At 59.6% G+C, this 19389-nt stretch carries 15 protein-coding genes; 5 read left to right on the top strand and 10 right to left on the bottom strand.

The window, feature by feature from the left end; genetic code table 11:
• Window positions 1–95: 95 nt before the first annotated feature.
• Complete coding sequence (locus tag IEN85_RS05635) at window positions 96–3455, bottom strand: PVC-type heme-binding CxxCH protein (protein WP_191616090.1); 3360 nt, start codon at window positions 3453–3455, stop codon at window positions 96–98.
• 173 nt (window positions 3456–3628) lie between these two features.
• On the opposite strand from IEN85_RS05635, the gene IEN85_RS05630 reads away from it, so the two are divergent.
• Window positions 3629–4552: a sugar phosphate isomerase/epimerase family protein gene (locus tag IEN85_RS05630; protein WP_191616089.1), complete on the top strand. Its 924-nt coding sequence runs from the start codon at window positions 3629–3631 to the stop codon at window positions 4550–4552.
• 116 nt (window positions 4553–4668) lie between these two features.
• On the opposite strand, the gene IEN85_RS05625 is transcribed toward IEN85_RS05630, so the two are convergent.
• The gene (locus IEN85_RS05625) at window positions 4669–5559 is read right to left on the bottom strand and encodes a hydroxypyruvate isomerase family protein (protein ID WP_191616088.1); all 891 of its coding nucleotides are present in this window, start codon (window positions 5557–5559) and stop codon (window positions 4669–4671) included.
• Window positions 5560–5965: 406 nt separating this feature from the next.
• On the opposite strand from IEN85_RS05625, the gene IEN85_RS05620 reads away from it, so the two are divergent.
• Window positions 5966–6751: a response regulator gene (locus tag IEN85_RS05620; protein ID WP_191616087.1), complete on the top strand. Its 786-nt coding sequence runs from the start codon at window positions 5966–5968 to the stop codon at window positions 6749–6751.
• A 132-nt stretch (window positions 6752–6883) separates the two neighbouring features.
• Entirely contained in the window at window positions 6884–9616 is a 2733-nt protein-coding gene (locus IEN85_RS05615) for a valine--tRNA ligase (protein WP_191616086.1), read from the top strand.
• A gap of 445 nt (window positions 9617–10061) precedes the next feature.
• Here IEN85_RS05615 and IEN85_RS05610 read toward each other — a convergent pair whose 3' ends face one another.
• A complete protein-coding gene (locus IEN85_RS05610; RefSeq protein ID WP_191616085.1) occupies window positions 10062–10928 on the bottom strand; it encodes a c-type cytochrome in 867 nt (288 codons plus the stop codon).
• 64 nt (window positions 10929–10992) lie between these two features.
• Complete coding sequence (locus tag IEN85_RS05605) at window positions 10993–12279, bottom strand: class II aldolase/adducin family protein (RefSeq protein ID WP_191616084.1); 1287 nt, start codon at window positions 12277–12279, stop codon at window positions 10993–10995.
• Window positions 12280–12639: 360 nt separating this feature from the next.
• Here IEN85_RS05605 and IEN85_RS05600 point away from each other — a divergent pair, with 360 nt between their 5' ends.
• Window positions 12640–13737, top strand: coding sequence for a right-handed parallel beta-helix repeat-containing protein (locus tag IEN85_RS05600; protein WP_191616083.1), 1098 nt, complete (start codon window positions 12640–12642; stop codon window positions 13735–13737).
• A gap of 14 nt (window positions 13738–13751) precedes the next feature.
• Here IEN85_RS05600 and IEN85_RS05595 read toward each other — a convergent pair whose 3' ends face one another.
• The 4 genes from IEN85_RS05595 to IEN85_RS05580 all read right to left on the bottom strand — a co-directional run bounded on the left by IEN85_RS05595 (window position 13752) and on the right by IEN85_RS05580 (window position 16326).
• The gene (locus IEN85_RS05595) at window positions 13752–14570 is read right to left on the bottom strand and encodes an arylamine N-acetyltransferase family protein (RefSeq protein ID WP_191616082.1); all 819 of its coding nucleotides are present in this window, start codon (window positions 14568–14570) and stop codon (window positions 13752–13754) included.
• 5 nt (window positions 14571–14575) lie between these two features.
• Entirely contained in the window at window positions 14576–15034 is a 459-nt protein-coding gene (locus IEN85_RS05590) for a DMT family transporter (protein WP_191616081.1), read from the bottom strand.
• A 132-nt stretch (window positions 15035–15166) separates the two neighbouring features.
• Window positions 15167–15748 (bottom strand): Crp/Fnr family transcriptional regulator, encoded by a 582-nt coding sequence (locus tag IEN85_RS05585; RefSeq protein ID WP_191616080.1) that lies wholly within the window; start codon window positions 15746–15748, stop codon window positions 15167–15169.
• The gene (locus IEN85_RS05580) at window positions 15745–16326 is read right to left on the bottom strand and encodes a pyroglutamyl-peptidase I family protein (protein WP_191616079.1); all 582 of its coding nucleotides are present in this window, start codon (window positions 16324–16326) and stop codon (window positions 15745–15747) included. The genes IEN85_RS05585 and IEN85_RS05580 overlap by 4 nt, the downstream gene beginning before the upstream one ends.
• A 266-nt stretch (window positions 16327–16592) precedes the next feature.
• Here IEN85_RS05580 and mqo point away from each other — a divergent pair, with 266 nt between their 5' ends.
• A complete protein-coding gene (gene mqo, locus IEN85_RS05575) occupies window positions 16593–18125 on the top strand; it encodes a malate dehydrogenase (quinone) (protein ID WP_191616078.1) in 1533 nt (510 codons plus the stop codon).
• 420 nt (window positions 18126–18545) lie between these two features.
• On the opposite strand, the gene IEN85_RS05570 is transcribed toward mqo, so the two are convergent.
• Both IEN85_RS05570 and IEN85_RS05565 read right to left on the bottom strand, forming a co-directional pair.
• A complete protein-coding gene (locus IEN85_RS05570; protein ID WP_191616077.1) occupies window positions 18546–18950 on the bottom strand; it encodes a hypothetical protein in 405 nt (134 codons plus the stop codon).
• 82 nt (window positions 18951–19032) lie between these two features.
• Complete coding sequence (locus tag IEN85_RS05565; protein ID WP_191616076.1) at window positions 19033–19386, bottom strand: hypothetical protein; 354 nt, start codon at window positions 19384–19386, stop codon at window positions 19033–19035.
• Window positions 19387–19389 lie beyond the last annotated feature (3 nt).

Below are 19389 nucleotides of genomic sequence, written 5' to 3'. Positions count from 1 at the left end.
TCCTGCAATGCGGACGACGTGAACGTCGCCCCCTCCCCAAAAAAAGGCGTCCTCTTTATTGAGGACGCCTTTGTAGTTGAAACTTGGATGCGGAACTATTTGCCGTGGGTGGCGCGTTCGGAGTAGGGATCCCAGGTGCGGGTGGTGAGGTACTCGACGAGGTCGCGCATGTCCTTGGCCGAGAGCAAGGGGGCGAAGATGGCTGGCATGCTGGAGGGCATAGCGTCTCGTTTGGCGATTTCGCTTTTGGCGAAGCTTTGCGACTCGCCGCTGGCAAGTTTAAGGCTGATCTCCGTTTCGTCCTCGTCCTCCACGATTCCGGCGACGGTGTTTCCATTTTTCATGGTGAGGATGACGTTGTCGAATCCTTCGGCGATGGTGGCGTTGGGGGCGACGATGGCTTCCAGGAGTTGTTGGCGGTTGAGGCGCAAGCCGATGTCGGTGAGGTTAGGGCCGGCGGCGTCGCCCGGGCCTGTGGCGATATGGCAGCGCACGCAGGCCATGACCTGGTTGTTGTTGAAGACGCTCCGGCCGGCTCCGGCGTCTCCGCCTTCCAGGGCGTAGGTGAAGGCGGCGATCGGGTCGCTGGAAGCGGCGACTGCTGCCTGGTAGCTCTGGTAGGCTTGCTGAACCTTGGGCGAAGGGTGTTCCTTGGCGGCTTCGATGAGCTCGAGTTGGGCGGCGTAGGGAATTTCGTCTGCAGCCAAGCGTCGCACGCTGTTGGCGAGCAGTTCGGTTGCGAAGGCTTGCTGGGATCCGGCCAAGGTCTGGTAGGCGACGCGTTGCTCTTCGACGCTGCCTTGGGTCATGAGCTCGAGGGTGACCTTCGCTTGCTCCGGGGAGCGTTCGGTTACGATGGGCAGGGTGGCGAGCCGCAGCTCGGAAGCGTTGGATTGGCTGGCGGCGATAACCAGCTCGTCCATGCGAGGATCGTCGAGCTTGCTGAAGAGCGAGAAGGCGGCGGCCCGGGCGGCTCCGTTGGCTTTTTCGTTTTTGGCGAAGGCGTAAAGCTGGTCGGCGAGGCCTCTCACTCCGAGGGCGTCCACGGCTTCGAGGAATTTGACCTGCACGGCGCTGTTACTGGAGGCGAAGAACTTGGGCGCGTTGGCCTTGAAGGCGTCGATGGCCACTTGGGCGTCGCGGGCTGCGAGCGGCTGGTAGACGCCCATGACGCGGTCGCGTTGCAGCGGGTTTGGCCAGGACTGAAGCTGGGTAATCGCTTCGAGGCGGAATTGCTGGGGCTTGGATTCGTCGGCGGCGTAAGCAGCGAGGAATTGGGCGTTCTTGACGCCGCCGATGCGGAAGCGGGCGTTGAGGGCGCGGATGGCTAGGATGGGGTCGTCCGCAAAAGGGCTATCAATCGCGGCGGCTAGGGAGTGGTAGGCGCCTTCGATGGGGGCGTCGTTGATGGCGCGGGCGGCCTCGAAGACGATCTCCTTGTCGGAGTCGCGCAGGAAGCGGGCGACGTTGACGTCTCCAAGTCTTCGATAGGCGAGCAGCACGGCGAAGCGAACGGCTTTTGATGGGTCGTTCACGGCATTGGCGAGGGCTCGGCCGTTGTTGCCGCCTACTAGTCCCATCACGATGGCGTGGCTGAGGTAGGGGTCTTCGTCGGCGTTTTCGCGAGCGGCCTGCAGGAGGGCGGGAGCGGCGGCGGTGTGCTTGAGCTTGCCGAGGCTTTGGGCAGCGAAGTAGCGAACGCGGTTGGAAGGATGGCTGAGGCGGGAGATGAGCAGCTCAGCGGCGCTTTCGATGCCGTGGTCGCCGAGGAGCTTGGTGGCTTGGGCGAGCACTTCTTCTTGGCCGGGTTTCGAGGCTGCGAGCTTGGCGATGGCGGCTCGAGCGGCAGTGGAATCGCGGTCGGCGAGGACGCCGAGGCCCCAAGTGGCATGCAAGCGAGCGTGTAGGGAGGCGGAGCGGTTGTTGGCGATATCGGCGAAGGTTTTCAGGCTTTTTTCTCCGCGGTCCGCTAGTTCGAGCTGAGCTTCCAGGCGGATGTTCCAGTTGGGGTGGGAGAGCAGCTCGGCCAGTTCCGCCTCGCCGCGACCGGTCATGCCTTCGGCGTAGAGCTTTTGGGTTTGGGCCACGATGGGGCTGGCTTGCACCTTAGGGTTCGAGATGGAATAGACGCGGCCTTTGCCGGGCTTGGGCCAGCCGTTGACCCAGTCGAGCACGTAGAACTTGCCGTCGGGGGCGAAGGTGACGTCGGTGGGCAGGATTCCTTTGGCGAAGGCTTTCTTCTCGTCGAGCTCGAACCAGGCTCCCTTGGGCTTCATGGTGTAGGTGTAGACGCCGCTGGTGGCGATGCTGCCTTTGAAGTGCGTGATGAAGAGGTGTCCGGCGTAGTCGGGCGAGAGCCCGGTGCCGGGGTAGAAGGCGATGCCGGAAGGGCCGTCCTCGATGTAGGAGATCGGGGGAAGAGCGAACTTGGTGCGGCCTTCGAACTGGGTTTCCCACCAGCCTTCCGACATCCAGACCCCAGCTGCTCCGAGCGGGGCATGCTGGTGGCCGATGCGCCAACCGGAGTCTCCGCCTTCGGCGATGAGGACGAGCCGTTCATAGTCGCCGTTGTCGCAGTCGTTGTCGCCGGTGAAGAGGTTGCCGAATGCGTCGAAGGCGAGCTCCTGCGGGTTGCGCAGGCCGGTGTGCACGACTTCCAGCTCGGTGCCGTCGAGGTTGCTGCGGTAGACGGCTCCGGTGTCCGGATAGGAAATGTGGCTGCCGTCGGGGGCGGTCACGTGGGCCCCGCGGTCGCCGATGGAGTAGTAAAGCTTGCCGTCGGGGCCGAGGGCGAGGCCGTGGAAGTCGTGTCCCGTGTAGCCGAAGTGCACGCCCCAGCCGCTGAGCAGCTTTTCGCTTTGTTCGGCTTTGCCGGCGGCGTCGATGCCTTGGAACTTCCAGAGGTGGGGAATGTTGGTGAAATAGACGTCGCCTTTGCGGGCGAGCACGCCGGAAGCGATGCCGTCCACGGCCTTGTTGAAGCCGTCGGCGTAGGCGGTGGAGAAGTCCGCCTTGCCGTCGCCGTCGCGGTCTTCGAGCAGGCGGAGGATTTCGCCTTCGATGGCGAAGTTGGGCGCGTCGTCGCCGAAGAGCTCGACGATGCCTTGGGCGCGGTCTTCGACGGTACGGAAGGCCATGTCCTCCTCCAGCATGTCCATGTAGCCGCGGATATCGAGCACGCTGGAGCCGTAGCGGTAGGTCTCGGCCACGAAGAGGCGCCCCTGTTCGTCGAAGTCGAAGGCAACTGGGTTGGCGAGCATGGGCTCGGCCGCCCAAAGGGTGGCTTCCATGCCTTCGGGCAGCTGCAGCTGTTGGAGAGCGAGCGCTGCTTCGTCGCTGGCGGCCTCGATGATCGGTTCGGCTTGTCGGTCAGCGTCGTTGAGCTTCATCTTGGCGGCGGGGAGGCCGCTGACGATAGAGGCGCCGAGGGAGAGGGTGATGGCGAGATTTCTCATGTTTCGGTGTAAAGGGTGGGGGATCTTGCTGGAAACCGTTTGAGGTTCAACGGGTCTTTGACTCTTATGAATGGGGAAATCTGAAGTTGGTTGCCAATAACCCAAGGCTAGTCTTTCTCGCTTAGTCAGATTGGTAAGTTTTTAACCCGTAACCGTTACCCCGCTTTTCTACTATGGATTCTCGTAGACATTTTCTGAAAGGAGCCCTCGGGTTCGCCGCTGCATCTCTTGTCGCTCGCCCAGCCTTTGCGGCGGACGAGAACCAGTCGGCTCGCTTCGACGGGACTTGGTTCGACATCTCCCTCGCCCAATGGTCGATCAACAAGGCGTTTTGGAGCGGGGAGAAGGACAAGATGCGCTTTGCCGAAATCGCCAAGAACGAGTTCGGGGTGAATGCGGTCGAGTACGTTAACCAGTTTTACATGGAGGGCTGGTCGCGCCCGGTCTTGGACGAGTTGGTGAAGGTTTCTTCGGGCGAAGGCGTGCGCAACGTGCTCATCATGTGCGATCGCGAGGGTCGCCTGGGCGACCCGGACGAGGCGAAGCGCTCGCAGGCGGTGCAGAACCACGTGCGTTGGATCGAGGCGGCCCGAGCTCTCGGTTGCCATGCGATTCGGGTGAACGCGGCGTCGGAAGGATTGTTCCACGAGCAGCTTAAGCTGGCGGCGGACGGCTTGCGTCGCTTGACCGAGATCGGCGATCGCTACGGGATCAACGTGATCGTGGAGAACCACGGGGGGCTCTCCAGCAATGGAGCTTGGTTGGCGGCGGTGATGCGTCTGGTGGATCACCCGCGCTGTGGCACCTTGCCGGACTTCGGGAACTTCCACGTGAACCGCGAAACGGGCGAGGAGTACGACAAGTACTTGGGCACCGAGCAATTGATGCCCTTCGCCAAGGGGGTGAGCGCCAAGACTCATAACTTCAATCCCGAAGGCTTCGAGCGAGACATGGACTATCCGCGCTTGATGGAGATCGTCAAGGCGTCGGGGTATCGTGGATACATCGGCATCGAGTGGGAAGGAAGCTCGCTCGACGAGCCCACCGGAATCTTGATGACCAAGAAGCTGCTGCAGAAACTGGGTGGCAGAGCTTAAGGATTGCTCTTTGATGAAATGCCACCCGCTGAGCGGCTGGCCCACCTGCTTCAAGAAAAAGGCCGACTCCTGCAGAGGAATCGGCCTTTGTTTTTGAAATCGTAGTTGCGCGTTGGTTACACGTCGCAGGTGCGGATGCCGTGGGCGAGGGCGGCGATGGGATCTTCCCACGAAGGGACGAACTCCTGGGCGACGTAGCCGTCGAAACCGGTATCTACGATAGCCTGCATGATGGCCGGGTAGTACAGCTCTTGTGTTTCGTCGATCTCGTTGCGCCCGGGCACGCCGCCCGTGTGGTAGTGGCCGAAGTATTGGTGGTTTTCGCGGATGGTGTCGATGACGTCGCCGTCCATGATCTGCATGTGGTAAATATCGTAGAGCAGCTTGAACTGTTCGGAGCCGACTCGTTTGACTAGCTCGACGCCCCAGCTGGTGTGGTCGCATTGGTAGTCGGGGTGGTTGCGCTTGGAGTTGAGCAGCTCCATGACGACCTGCACGTTTTGCTTTTCGACGATGGGCATGATGCGCTCGAGGCCGATCTTGCAGTTTTCCAGGCCTTGCTCGTCGTCCAGTCCGTCCCGGTTGCCGGAGAAGACGATCATGCGCTTGGCTCCTTGGGCGGCCACCTTGGGAGCGGTCGCGGCGAAGAATTCAACGATGGCGTCGTGGTTCTCCAAGCGGTTGAGTCCCTTGACGATGCCGCCCGGAACGCCCCAGACGAGAGAAGCGGCGAGGCCGTGCTTCTTGAGGGTGGGGATCTCGTCGACGCCGACGAGATCGATGGCCTCCAATCCGACCACTTTCCCCTTGATGCAAAGCTCTTCGAACTCGATGCCCTTGTAGCACCAGCGGCAGGCTGAGTGATGGATGTTTCGTTTCAGGGGGCTGGATCCGGTCATAGCGGAGGAGTTTTCGTGGTGCTTGGAAAAGGCCTTGGCGCTGGCAACGGCTGCCGCTCCGAGGGCAACCTTTTTCAGCAGGTCGCGGCGTGGTATTTGATGGTCCATAAGCTGGTAGATTGGAGTGAAGGGGTTCGGGCAAAGTCGGCGTTAGGCCCGCCAACCATGTGTGAGGCGGTATCCTGTGCCGAAATGCCGTGGGCTCAATCACTTTAAGCGAGGAATTTAGCGAGAGCAGGAAGGGCGTTCGTCGATGCCGCAACATTCTCGCGAGGACCCTGGTATTCAAGCAAGGGATACTGGCCCGGGATCGGCGTCTCTCGGTTTCCGAACCTGCCGAAGCTCGCTTGCTCAGGAAGACGGAAGGGGGCCTTAGGTGGAGGAGGTAGGAGCTCGTGGCACGAAACCCCCAACTGCGGTTTGCATTTCCGCGTTTGCGCCCTTCTATCTTTGTTGCTTTGTAGCGTATGAAGAATCGCTGCCAGGCATTTTACACACGCTCTTGTTTTACCTTATGTCCGCCGAAAGCAAATCACCGCTGCTCCGAGTCCTGCTCGTAGACGACAACGTCACTAACCGGCTCGTCGCCGGCAAGATGATCGCCAAGAACGGCGCCGAGGTCCTATCCGTTGAAAGCGGCGAAGCGGCCGTGAAGGCGAGCTCCGAGAGCCAGTTCGACCTGATTTTCATGGATTGCATGATGCCGGATATGGATGGCTACGAGGCGACGGGCCACATCCGAGACTCGAGCTCCGACAGCAAGAACCGGGACACTCCGATCGTGGCTCTGACGGCCAACGCGATGGAGGGGGATCGGGAAAAGTGCTTGAACGCGGGAATGAGCGATTACCTTGCCAAGCCGATTCATCCCAAGGACTTGGCGGAGGTTTTCGAAAGATGGGCTTCGCGCGGGCCAGCGATGGAAGTTGACTCCGCCCCGCGCGGGCAAGGCGGCTCCGAAGCGGCTCTGGTAGACTTGAGCTCCCTGGTAGAGGTCTTCGGCGACAGCAAGGAGGAGCTCAGGCCCTTGGTCGAGGCCTTCGTTGAGAGCTTGAGGGAGGAGTTGACGGCGCTGCAGAGGAATGAAGGCCCGGATTTCGATTTGGAAACCTTGCGTTTGCGATGTCACACCATCAAAGGGGCCGGCGCCAACTACGGGGCAAAGCCCCTGTCGCGAGTGGCGATGCAGGTCGAGCTTGCCTGCAAGGAGGGACGCGAGGCGGAGGCCCGCGTCAGCGTTCCCCAGCTCAAGGAGTTGGTGGAGCGGACGATCGAGGCTGCGAACCAAGTCGTATCCTAGGACGCGTCCTTGGATTCCCGAGGAAACCAGGCGCGACGCGCGGCTGAGAAGCGGGGGCGTGGATCGGGCTTGCCCTCCTTTTAGCCGAGCCTTATCGCTAGGCCCTTTTTTTCGAAAAACCGCGCAAAGCTCATGGCAAAGGAAATTAATCAAGGCTACGATCCGAAGGAAGTGGAAGCCAGGTGGTACGCCGCCTGGGAAGAAAACGGCTGCTTCGAGGGGGAAGTGGAAGAGGGCAAGGAAGCTTATTCCATCATGATCCCGCCGCCGAACGTGACCGGCATCCTGCACATGGGCCACGTCCTGGACAACACCTTGCAGGACATCTTCATCCGCCGGGCTCGCCTTGAGGGGAAGAGCACGCTTTGGTTCCCCGGCACCGACCACGCCTCAATCGCGACTCAAACCAAGGTGGAGCAAGCCTTGCGCAACGAAGGCACCTCCCGCCGCGAAATCGGTCGCGAGAAGTTCCTCGAACGGGCCTGGCAGTGGAGCGACGACCATGGCGGCAAGATTCTCAACCAGCTCAAGAAGCTCGGTGCCTCCTGCGATTGGCGTCGCACGACCTTCACCATGGACGAGGCCTACGAGCGTTCGGTTCGGGCTGCTTTCGTAAAGCTCTACGAGCGCGGCTACATCTACCGCGGCAAGCGTTTGGTCAATTGGTGTCCTAGCTCCCAGACGGCTCTTTCCAACGAGGAAGTCATCATGAAGCCGCAGAAGGGCAAGTTCTGGAAGATGCGCTACGAGGTCGTGGAAGAGCCCGGCCGCTTCATCGAAATTTCCACCACTCGCCCCGAAACCATCATGGGCGATACCGCCGTTGCCGTTCATCCGGACGACGAGCGCTACGCCGACTTGGTGGGCAAGCACGTCTGGCGGCCGTTCCCGCGGGCGGAGATTCCCGTCGTAGCGGATCGGGCGGTGGAGAAGGACTTTGGAACAGGGGCGCTCAAGGTCACGCCGGCTCACGACCAAGTCGACTTCGACATCGGCAAGCGTCACGACTTGCCGCTCATCGACGTGATGAATCCCGACGGTACGCTCAGCGAGGCGGCTGGTCCGGAATTCGCCGGCATGGAGCGTTTCGCGGCTCGCAAGGCTGCTGCTAAGAAGCTGGAGGAGCTCGGCCTTTTGGTCGACACGGAGGACTACGAAAACAACGTAGGCTTCTCCGAGCGCGCGGACGTGCCCATCGAGCCGCGTCTTTCCGAGCAATGGTACCTCAAGTACCCGAAGGTCGAAGAGGCCAAGGCTGCGGTAGAAAAGGGCATTATCAAGTTTCACCCGAAGCGCTGGGAAAAGGTTTACCTGCACTGGCTCAACAACATCCAGGACTGGTGCATCAGCCGTCAGCTTTGGTGGGGGCAACGCATCCCGGTTTGGTACAAGAAGGGCGAGGACCGTCTCGATCCCAAGAACTGGCACGTATCTGTCGACGGACCTTCCGATCCGGAAAACTGGGAGCAGGACGAGGACGCCCTCGACACTTGGGCCTCGTCCTACATCTGGCCGTTCGCTTGCTTCGGTTGGCCCAACGAAGACGAAAAGACGCTCAAGGAGCTCGCTCACTTCTACCCGACCAGCACGCTGGTGACCGGTTTTGACATTATCTTCTTCTGGGTCGCCCGCATGATCATGGCCGGTCTTGAGCTGTACGGCGATGACAAGAAGGAGCTGAGCGACGACGAGATCGCAGCCCGCATCCCTTTCAAGGACATCTTCATTCATGGACTCATTCGCGACGCTCAGGGGCGCAAGATGTCCAAGACGCTGGGTAATTCGCCCGACCCGCTTGACCTCATGGAAAAGTTCGGGGCGGACGGCTTGCGCTTCGGCATCATCAATATCGCTCCCAGCGGATCGGATATTCTTTTCTCCGAAGAGCGCATCGAGATCGGTCGAAACTTCAGCAACAAACTTTGGAACGCCTGCCGTTTTCGCCAGATGAACGGTGCGGTCGATGCCAACGCTTCGCTCGACTCCATCCTCGAGCGACTCAAGACGTCGCCACTTGATGGATACAGCAATTGGATCCTCTCCCGCATGCTCGAAACCATGCGCGAAATCGAGGGCCAGTTTGCCAAGTTTGAGATGCACCAGCTCACCCACTCGCTGTACAACTTTGTTTGGGGCGACTTCTGCGACTGGTATGTGGAAGCGGCCAAGGCCCTCCTGCAAAAGAAGGAAGACCCGCGTCACGATATGGCGCTAGCGGTTTCCGACCTCGTAATCCGCCAAGCGCTGCAGCTCTTGCATCCGGTCATGCCGCACATCACGGAAGAGCTTTGGCATGCCATGGGCTACTGCGAAGACGGCCAGTTCATCCAAGACACTTTGCTTGTGTCGGCGGACGATCTTGCTGCTCAGCTGGCTGCCGCCGGCGTAAGGGTTGACGCTGAAGCTGCCGGGAACGTAGAGCACGTCAAGGAGCTCATCACCAAGGCCCGCTCCGTTAAGGCAGAGTACAATGTTGCTTCCAAGCGAGACGTTACGCTCTTCGTTAGCGCGGCCGACGCGAAAAGCGCGGAGATCGTGTCAGGAAATTTGGATACGATTAAGAAGCTGGCCGGTGCGGCGACGATTGAGTTAAAGGAAACGGTCGATGGCTGTCCAGGCGCAGTGGGCGCGCTGGGTACCGTTTACCTCGACCTTTCCAGCGCCATCGACGTGGAAGCCGAGAAGGAACGCCTTAGCAAGGAGCTTGAAAAGCTGAACAAGCAAGTCGCCGCTGGCGAAGGAAAACTCAAGAATCCCAAGTTCGTAGACAAGGCCCCAGCCAACGTTGTCGAAGGGGCCCGTAAGCAACTTGCGGATACGGTGGCCAAGCGCGACGAGATCGCTCGTTTGCTGGAAAGCTTATAGTTTGAAAGCTGCCCGCGAGGGCCGCGAAGCTGAATTTCAAAAGAGCGGGTTTCAGGACCCGCTCTTTTTTGGTTCCTCACCCTTTTGCGGGGATAGTGATTCTACAGTGGGAAGTGACCTTGTGGCACGATCGATCCTGCCCAATCGCGGCACAAGGCCGCTTCCCACAGTCGGACCGAATGCATAGCCCGCATTCCCACTGCTTTTGGTGATGCTTTTTGTGTGAGCGTGCTTGTCACGCGATTGAACACGGTCGCTCCCCGAGCGTCTTTCTTCGCCCGCGGAGCGGCCGAACCACCTGTATCAAATTGCACGGGACTTCGCTGATGGGTCGGCTTGCCCCAAGACGACTTGACTTGGGAGCACCATTCGAAGTGCATCTTCAGAGAAGCCGCGCCACCTTTCAACTTTCTTTCGTCGCGGCGCAGGCCGCTTCCCGCGCTTACTAGTCGAGCGTCTTGAGGTATTCCCAGAGGGCGGTGACTTCGTCTTCGTTGAACTGCTTGAGCAGGGCGACGGGCATGGGGGCGCGAATCGCTTGTCCGGTAGTGGGAGAGATGCCGGTGGAAATCATGTGAGCGAAGCTTTCCTTGGTCCAGATTGGGTTGCTGCCGAGCCTTGAGTTGCCGGCTTCAGGCCAGGAGGGGTCGCCACCGGGGATCGGACCTCCGGCCATATCCTCGCCGTGGCAACCGACGCAGGAGCTGGCGAGGTAGCGTCCGAATTCCGCAGTAGGCCCTTCCTTTGGCTTTTCGGCGAATCCGGCGGCGGGATCGATGATGGCGGCGGGGAACATGACAGGCATTTTGCCGAAGCTTGAAAGCATGCGGGCGATGGGGCCGTAGCTGTTTTCCTGCAATGGTTTTTCGACTGAATCCAAAGTGCGGAGGTAGGCCACGAGTGCGGCGATGTCGCCTTTGCTCATGGCCGTGTAGTCGAAGGACGGCATGAAGCGCAGGGAGCGGCCAGACTTGTGGATACCGTAGCGGATGGCGGTGGCGATCTCCTCGTCGCTCCAATCCTTGAGATTGTATGGCGTGAGGTTGGCTCCGTGGATTTTCCCCATGGGACCGTTTTCCATGATCAGGACGCCGGAAGCGTCCTCGCCATGGCAGTCGATGCAGCCGGCGCGTACGGCGTAGATACGGTGCCCGAGGGCGATGTCGGCGCTGCTTACGTCCGCTGCTATCGTGAATTGGGGAGAAAGGTAGTTTTGTGTGGCGAGGGCGTTGAAGCGGAAGGCGATGAAGCCGACGAATAGGATTGCGAGCAGCAGGATGCCTGCAAATGCGCGGAGTATTATTCGTTTCATGGTGTGGATTGAGGCGGCGATCAGATTGAACGAGAATGGATTCGCTGTCGAAGCCAATCCCGGGTCAGCCGCCGAGGAAGGCTACCTTGAGCTCGTCGATGGCTTTGTCGTCCATTTCCACCAGTCCTCCGAGCGCGTAGGCGTCGATGAGGGAGCCGGCGCTGAATTCGGCGACCTCGAGGCGGTCGTAAGCTTCCAGTAGTGACTTTCCAACTACAAGCACGGCTTCGTTCTCGATCAGGATGACGGGCGTGTCTTCACCGATTGCCTCCGAGACTTTTGATTCGTCGGTGTATTGGGCTCCGAAGGGAAGGCGGGGAATGTCTCGCAGGAGGATGTAGCTCTCGGGAATCGTGCGGGTAGCGAAAGGAGTGTCGGTCAGGCAGAAGGCGGCAGAGGATGGCGGCTGGGCCGTGATTATGGAATTGATCCATGGGTGGTCGCGATAGACCCGCTCGTGCAGCTGAACGGCTCGGCTAGGAAGTTTGCCGCGTTCTCGTAGCCCTTCTTTTATTAGGACGATTTCGGATACGTCCAGAAGTTGGCGGTCTATCGCAGTCGGGCTGATGAGGAAACTGTTGGCGTCCAGGCGTGCGGAGACGACGCCTTCCAAGCTGGAAACCAGCTGGTGGCGATAGGCGCGGTGCATGATTTCGCAGATGTGGCGGCGTAGGGCTTTCTCTTCGCTGCTGCGATCCGCTGGGGAGAATTCCGGGAGGAGGTGTTTACGTTGATGGCGCAGGTCGACCTGCTCTTGGGTGAGCTCTTTCACGGTGCCGAGGCGTTGCGCCTTTATGGCGAGGCGGCCGCAAAATTCCAAGGTTTCGAAGCGGGAGAAGGCATCGAGCAAGTCTTTGCCGCCGCAGACCACGCCGTGGTTTTCCAGGAGCACGGAGTCGACGCCACGGGCGAAAGTGTCGGCGATGTTTTTTCCAAGCTGGGCGCTGCCCGGGAGGGCGTAGGGAGCGAAGTCGACGTTTTGGCAGACTTCGTAGGCTTGGGGAATGATGCGAGTGGGAGGAGCCTTGCGCACGATGCTGTAGGAAACGAGGGCGGAGGGGTGGGCGTGCACGATGGCCTCGATGTCGGGACGCGCGTCGTAGATCGCCTTGTGAAAGGGGAACTCGGAGGAGGGGCGATGCCGGCCGCTGGTCGTGCCGTCGGGGTTGACTTTTACGATGTCCTCCCAAGTGAGCGAGCCTTTGTCTACGCCCGCAGGAGTGATCCAGATAGTGCCGTCTGATTCCTTGATGGAGAGGTTGCCACCGGAGGTGGTGGTCATGCCGAACTGGTAGATGCGGTCCATGATGCTGAGCAGCTGGGCCCGGGGATGGGTATAGTCGAAGTTCATAGAGGCGTGGGTTGCGGTGGACTTTCCAATTAGCTCAGGTTTGCGGCTCTCTCAACCGCTTTGCAGAAAATTTGAACGAATCGCGCTGGAGGTATCGGCGGGGGAGTATCGACCTTGTCGATACGCTTGGGTTTTGCTTCTTGAGTTTTCCATAGCTTGTAGCGCTCAAGGGCAGGGAGGAAGGAGGTGGCTAAGGCAAAGGAGCAGGCACGGCTAGGAGTGGGCTCCATATCAGGCGCTTCGTCGCTTTCGCTATCGCAAGGGGAGCTGTTTTCGCCCATAAACGCTAGCATGCCCGGTTTGTTTCCAGGAGATGCTTCAGCCCTCGCTCGACATTTGCTACGGAGCGGAGTCTTAGCTTTGGCGCTTCTTGTCGCTTCGTCGCTGGGAGTGGACGTGGCGTTTGCGGTAGATCGTGCAGAGGACGTTTTGGTTCTGGAAATTGCCCGGAACCGAGACTTCAGAGAAGTGCAGCGAACTCTGGAAGCGAGCGACGCTCGATCCATTTGCATTAAGATCAAATCTGGAAGCTATCGCCTGCGGCATAGCCTTCACATCAATCGTTCCAACGTCTCGCTTGTAGGGGAAGCGGGAACGGTGCTGCGTTTGGCGAAAAACGCTCAGGCGCCGGTGATCTCGGTTGGGCCACTGAGCGAATATCCCGAGGAGTGGGAGCGGATTGAAAACGTTACGATCGCGAACCTTGTTATCGATGGGAACAAAGATTATCAGGAAAGTGAATACAACCAGCAGCGGCCGTGGATTCGTAACAACGGAATCGATGCGCGCACGGTGACGGGCTTGCGCGTCGAGGGAGTCATTTGCGGTAACAACCGATCGGGTGGATTGGTGGTCAGTTGGCGATGTCGGGATGTGGTGGCCCGAACTTGTGTATTCGAAAACAACTACTTTGACGGTGTCGCTTATTACGACAGCGTAGGCGTCTACACCGTGGATTGCGATCTTCGTAGGAATCGAGGTGCGGGCGTGAGTATCGATAACGCGGTATCCGAGGCTTTGTTTGCGAATTGTCGGATCGTGGACAATCGAGATGTCGGCGTATTTGCCCGCCACAGCGATGGGCTGATGTTCTACAAGTCTCTCGTGAAGGGCTCCGGAAATTGGGCTTTCTTCCTTTCGCACGACGAAAAGGGAAAAGGAGTCTTCAACGTCGAGATCGCCTCTTGCGAGATTGTGGAAAACAATGGCGGGGTGCGAATGGGATCCGTGACGGCAAAACAGTCGGCGGCGAATCGAGTCGTTCTTTCGAGCTTTGCGAGGAACGACTTGAGAGGACGCGGCGCGATCTCGACTGCTGGAGCTCCTTTGGACAGGCTGGAGGGCGGCTGGAACCCGGTCGGGAACGAAGGCGCGGATCTACCAGACGGTCCTTATTCGAAACGCCTCTATCAGGCGCTGAATACGTATGACTCGTTGGTAGCCGCCCCGGAGTCTTAGCGGTACTTGGAAGGCTAGGAGGCGAAGAGTGGCAGTTTTGCGTCTTTGGGAAGTTGCAGGCGATACTGTTCGCTGAGAATGCTCTGTAGTTCCGCTTGGCTTTTGATTTGGGTGCGGGTTGCGTTTCCTCGCCAGTCGCGTTCGATGAATTCTGTATCGGCGATGATGATACGGCCGGTTTCTTTTAGCTGAGCTACGAGCAGGGAATTGCGGAAACGGGCCTTGGGGTGGGTGAAGGAAAACCAGTTTCCGATATCCAGGTCGATGGGGGCGACGGCCTCGGGGATGAATTGGTAGACGTCGGCCCATTCCTCGCCCAGTTTGATTTGGTGGACGAGATGCTTGTCGCGATGGACGATGCGGCGAGGTTCAAAGTCGAGGTGTTGGGGGGCGCGATGGTCCAGGGCGATCGGTTCGACAAGGCCTACGCCGCCGAACCCGACGTCGGCGAGCTGCGGTCCGTGTTCGGTCTCGACTCGCAGGATCATGTGGCTGAGCGGTGTGACCGCATCGGCTGGGGCCATCCAGCGGACGCGTGCGAGCATGGGCGAGACTTCGAATCCGATCGCGGTCAGGACTGCGGCAAAGAGGGTGTTTTGCTCGAAGCAGTAGCCGCCTCGTTTTTGGGTAACCAGTTTCTCAAAGATGGAGGGGATTTCGATGGAGATTTGCTTGCCCAGTAGAACGTCCAGGTTTTCGAAGGGAATGTTTTGTTCGTGCAGGCGATGCAGTTGCTTGAGGCAGGCGAGAGTGGGCTTGGCGTTGCCGTCGTAGCCGATGCGTGAGAAATAGAGGCTCAGGTCGAGTCCGGTTTGCGGAAGGCGGGTTGTCATGGCTATCAGGCAGTTGGTTGGTGGTTGTAGAGAGCCGCTCCGGCGACCACGAGCAAAAGCGAAAACAGTCTGCTGGGAGTGAGCGGCGCGGCGGGCATGCCGAACCAGGCGAAGTGGCTGACCAGGGCAGCGATCAAGAGTTGGCCGCAAATCACGAAGAGGAGTGTGGAGGCGACGCCGAAGTGGGGCATCACTCTGTAGACGCAGGAGAGGGCTATGGCGCTGATGAGGCCGCCGGCGATCCAAAGGTAGGCGGGGACTTGCGAGAGGATCTCGCGTGGTGGGAGCTGGCTGCGGTGAGTTGCGAGGTAGGCGGCGATGCCGAGAAAGCCGATCAGGTAGACCGCGGCGCTGGCGAGCAATGGATTGCTGAGGCGTTGGCTGAGCTGGCCGCTCAAGGCGCTTTGGATGGAGATGGCCATGCCGGCTGCGAGGCTGATGAGTGCGAGTTGCGTTGCGTGCATGGAGCGACTTTAGCAGCTCGCGAAGCGAATGGCCTCAACCTATGTTGAGGGGAGGCGTTTTTTTGTGCGTGTGGGAAGCGGCTTTGTGCCCGCGAAAAGGCAAGGATTGAAATCGCGACGCGAGGTCGCTTCCTACAATTTCCGTATACGGCTAAGTTGGGTGGGGGTGACGCCGATGGCTGAGGCGATGTGGTGGAGCGGTATGCGGTGGAGAATAGACGCATGCTTTTCGACAAACGCTTGATAGCGGGCAGAGGAGTCGGAGAGCGCGAGGCCGACTTCGATGGGTTCTTTGTCGAGCACCCAATTCGTCTCCAAGTATTGGATATGGTACCACTTCAGGTCTTCCGCCTTTTCGAGCAGTCGGCGGTAGGCGGGATGGTCGATGGCGAGCACTACGGAGGCTTCGAGCGCTTGCAGAGCGAAGTCGGAGGGGCCGCCTGTGAGCAGGGCCCGGATGGAGCCGGGAAAGGTGTTTTCGGGGAAGAACTTCTTGTTATATTCCTTGCCGTCCTCCGAGAGGGTGTAGGAGCGGAGCAGGCCTTGGCAGACGAAATAAAGATGTTGGCTGGGGGCCCCGATTTGCACGAGGATTTCGCCTTTGGCGAGCTTGCGCTCGCTGCAGCTTTGTTGGACCTGCTTCCAGGTGGATTGGCTCAGCGGAGCGTATCGCTCCATGGCGTGGCGGAGGAGCTGGAGTTTGGCGGCGCTCATGGAGTGGGAATTTGTTGGATGGCAGATTCGAGGAGTTGCTCCGCGACGGGCAGCCATTGCTCCCGGTAGGCGGAATCGGCAGTGGCGCCTTGCGGAGGAAGGTGGAAGAACCCGGCGAAGGGGCAGTGGCTGCGGGAGAAGCGGTAGAGGGCGTTATTGCAAAGGAAGCGACCAGCGTCCTCGCTGATTGTCACCTTGGATTTGAGGCTTTCGACCAGCGACTCAGGTAGCGGCCAGCGGGAGGGACAGGAAGGAGGCCCTGCTGAATCAATGGATTTGCTCGCGGGAGCGGTTTTCGATTCGTCGATCCCGATGCGCTGATTGAAGGCAAGCGTTTCGACTTTGAGGAAGCAGGGCGTTCCCTCGCCGAGGCCGAGAACGATATCGGGATTGAGTGTCTCCATTTGGGGGAGGGCGATTTCTTCGATCACTCCCCAGCTCACGGGCAGGCTGAGGTGCTGAACGTGATGCTCCGCAAGTGTCGATTCCAGCGCGGTGGCGATCGTTTGGGAGCCGTTGCGTTCGCGTCCGCGGAAGGGCTGGAAGCTGGTGATGAGGATTTTCGCTCGCGCGGGCATAGTCTTTCTTTTAGGCGCTTGGCGTCGTGGATCAATCGCATGTTTTTGGTAGACCACGACTTGCAAGTGGATTAGCCCCTGCTTGGGTTGCGCTAGTTCGCTATTAGGCGCTCTAAGGCATTGCCATGGCGCCGGCTTTGCTTCTCATGTGCGCTCCCGCTTTTAGAAACTGAACACTTCGCCTCCTCGGAGGGCGAGCGGGCACCAAGAACATAATTGAACGCAATTAAAGCTGCGGGTCCGCGAGGATTCGCGGTGGCAACGCTATGAAACAACGCACTGTAAGACCGTCGACCGGTCCTATTCTCGAAAATCCTGACGTCGTCCTGATTGGCGGCGGCATCATGAGCGCGACTTTGGGGATCATGCTGAAGCGGCTGAAACCCGAGCTGACGCTGCAGATCGTGGAGTCGCTCCCACGCGTGGCGCTCGAGAGTTCCCATGCGTGGAACAATGCGGGTACGGGGCACGCGGCTCTTTGCGAGCTCAACTACACGCCGCAGAAGGCGGACGGCACGGTGGACGTTTCCAAGGCGATCAAGATTAACGAGCAGTTCGAGAATTCGAAGCACTTCTGGGCTCACCTCGTGGAAGAGGGCGTGATCGCGGACCCCAGCGTATTTATCAAGCGGGTGCCGCACATGAGCTTCGTGCGCGGCGAGGCGGATCGCGATTACCTGAAGGCTCGTTTCGAGGCCTTGAAGGAGCAGCACCTTTTCGGGGAAATGGAGTACTCGGAAGATCCCGAAACCGTGAAGGAGTGGGCTCCGCTGCTCGGGCAAGGCCGTCCGGGGGAAGAGGTCATCGCGGCGACGCGCGTGGAGAGCGGCACGGATATCAATTTTGGCGCCCTTACCCAGCAATTGATCGATCACCTGATCTCGCTCGATGGCGTAGAGCTCGCCATGCAGGCGCGGGTGACGGACATCCGGCAGGCGGCCGATGGACAGTGGAAGGTCAAGGTCGACAGCGAAGAATACGGCAAGCAAAAGCTATCGGCCAACTTCGCCTTCATCGGAGCGGGTGGCGGATCGCTGCACTTGCTGCAAAAGTCGGGCATCCCGGAGGGCAAGGGCTTTGGCGGGTTCCCGGTGAGCGGGCAGTTTCTGGTTTGCACCGACCACGACATCATCGACCAGCATGCGGCCAAGGTCTACGGCAAGGCAGCGGTGGGCGCTCCGCCGATGTCGGTGCCGCACTTGGATACGCGCGTGATCGACGGGCGTCGGGCATTGTTGTTCGGACCTTACGCCGGTTTCTCGCCCAAGTTCTTGAAGGAAGGTTCCAACCTCGACCTCATCAAGTCGGTCAAGCTCGACAACCTTTTGCCGCTCTTGTCGGTGGGTAAGGACAACATGGACCTGACCCAGTATCTCATCAACGAGGTTCGCAAGTCGCACAGCGACCGCGTGGAAGGCTTGCGCGAGTTTTTCCCGGATGCGAAGGAAGAGGATTGGAAGCTGGTTACGGCTGGCCAACGCGTGCAGATCATCAAGAAGAATGCGGGCGGCCGTGGCGGCAAGCTGGAGTTTGGCACCGAAGTGGTGGCGGCCCAGGATGGTTCGATCGCTGCCTTGCTGGGAGCTTCGCCGGGTGCGTCGACGTCTGTATCCATTATCGTAGAGGTTTTGGAGAAGTGCTTCGCTGACGAGGTGAAGACGGAGGCATGGCAGTCCCGCTTGGCGGAAATGCTGCCGGCTTACGGAAAGCACCTAGCGGGTGACGAGACTCTCTATCGCGAGCTGCGCGAGAAGTCGGATCGCTTGTTGCGTATCGACAGTTTGGTGACGAGTTTATGAAATGACTATTTGCCCACGAAGGTCACGAATGGGCACGAAGTTTTAAGGGAGAGCGGACTTTAGGGTCCGCTCTTTTTTGTAGGGCTACAGCTTGTCCTAGATCTTGAGCAAAGCCGAAAGGCGGCACGCTGCAGTGGTGATTTGGAGTTAACACTCGCTCGCTGCGCTCTCTTTATCTGGTCTGCGACCGGCGAGAATCGCTTCGCCCGAGGATGTTTAAGTGGATGGGTCTATGGATGACCAGGGGAATCGCGGCACAAGGCCGCTTCCCACAAAGGCTCTTAGCAAGGGACGAGCGTTGTTTGGAGCTTGGTGTGGTGGGGATCGTGCAGTGTGGACTTAGGAAGTCATGAGCTGCGGCGTGTCGCGAGCGACAGCCCTACTTGATCCTGCAATGCGGACGCTGGCTAAAGCTCAGCGCTACGTGAGTTCGTAGAGGGTGTCGGCGACGTTTAGGGTGTCGTCGAGGGTAGCCACGGATTGGATACGGTGGTGGGGGAGGGGCTTCGCCAAGAGCTTTTGGAAGGGGGCGAAGTCGAGCAGGTCGTGGGTCTTGGTTTCGCCGTTTTCGGTGAGGGTGACGCGGTAACCGGTCTCGCCCTCTTTGAGGCGGCGGATCTTGGGGGCAGCTTTGGCTTTGGGCTGTTTGAGGGCCTTGGCTCGCTTGCCTTTTTTCTGGGAGGGAAGTTCGACCTGCGGAGCGTCGAAGGGGTAGGGCGTGCCGAGGATGTCCGAGATGGTGCTCTCGATGTGACTGAGGTCGGCGAGGCAGGTCTCTCGCTCGATGAGCAGAGAGTTGACCGCGACGAGCTCGTCTATGGACATGTTATTCGGCATAGGGTGTTATTTGCCCACGAAGGAACACTAAGGTGTTTTGTCGCCCGCGGAGCGGCCGACCCACCTTGGCTTACTCCTCTTCCTCGGCTGGCTTTTCGGATTCGGGAGCCTCTTCAGTCTTGGGCTCTTCTTCCTTGGCTGGCTTAGGAGCGGCTTTCTTGGCAGCCTTCTTCGCTGGTGCCGGTGCTGGAAAAGCGGATACGGGAGCGGGAGGAGCTGGGAAGGGGAATACGCCTTCTTCGCCGACGATGGACTCGACTTGACTCTCGAGTTCGCTGATGCGCTGGTAGGCAGCTTCGCGTTCTTCGAGCAGGGTGTCGATCTTGGTGCGGGCTTCGAGGGCTTGGCGGATGGTTTCGCTGTCGCCGCGAAGTACGATTTCTTCGAAGGTCAGAGGTGCGAGCTTTTGTGGTTTCTTTGCCATGTC

It is taken from the genome of Pelagicoccus enzymogenes, assembly GCF_014803405.1.
Taxonomy (GTDB): Bacteria; Verrucomicrobiota; Verrucomicrobiia; order Opitutales; family Opitutaceae; genus Pelagicoccus; species Pelagicoccus enzymogenes.
The sequence above is the reverse complement of the archived record's forward strand: the minus strand, read 5'-3'. Positions and strand labels throughout refer to the sequence as shown.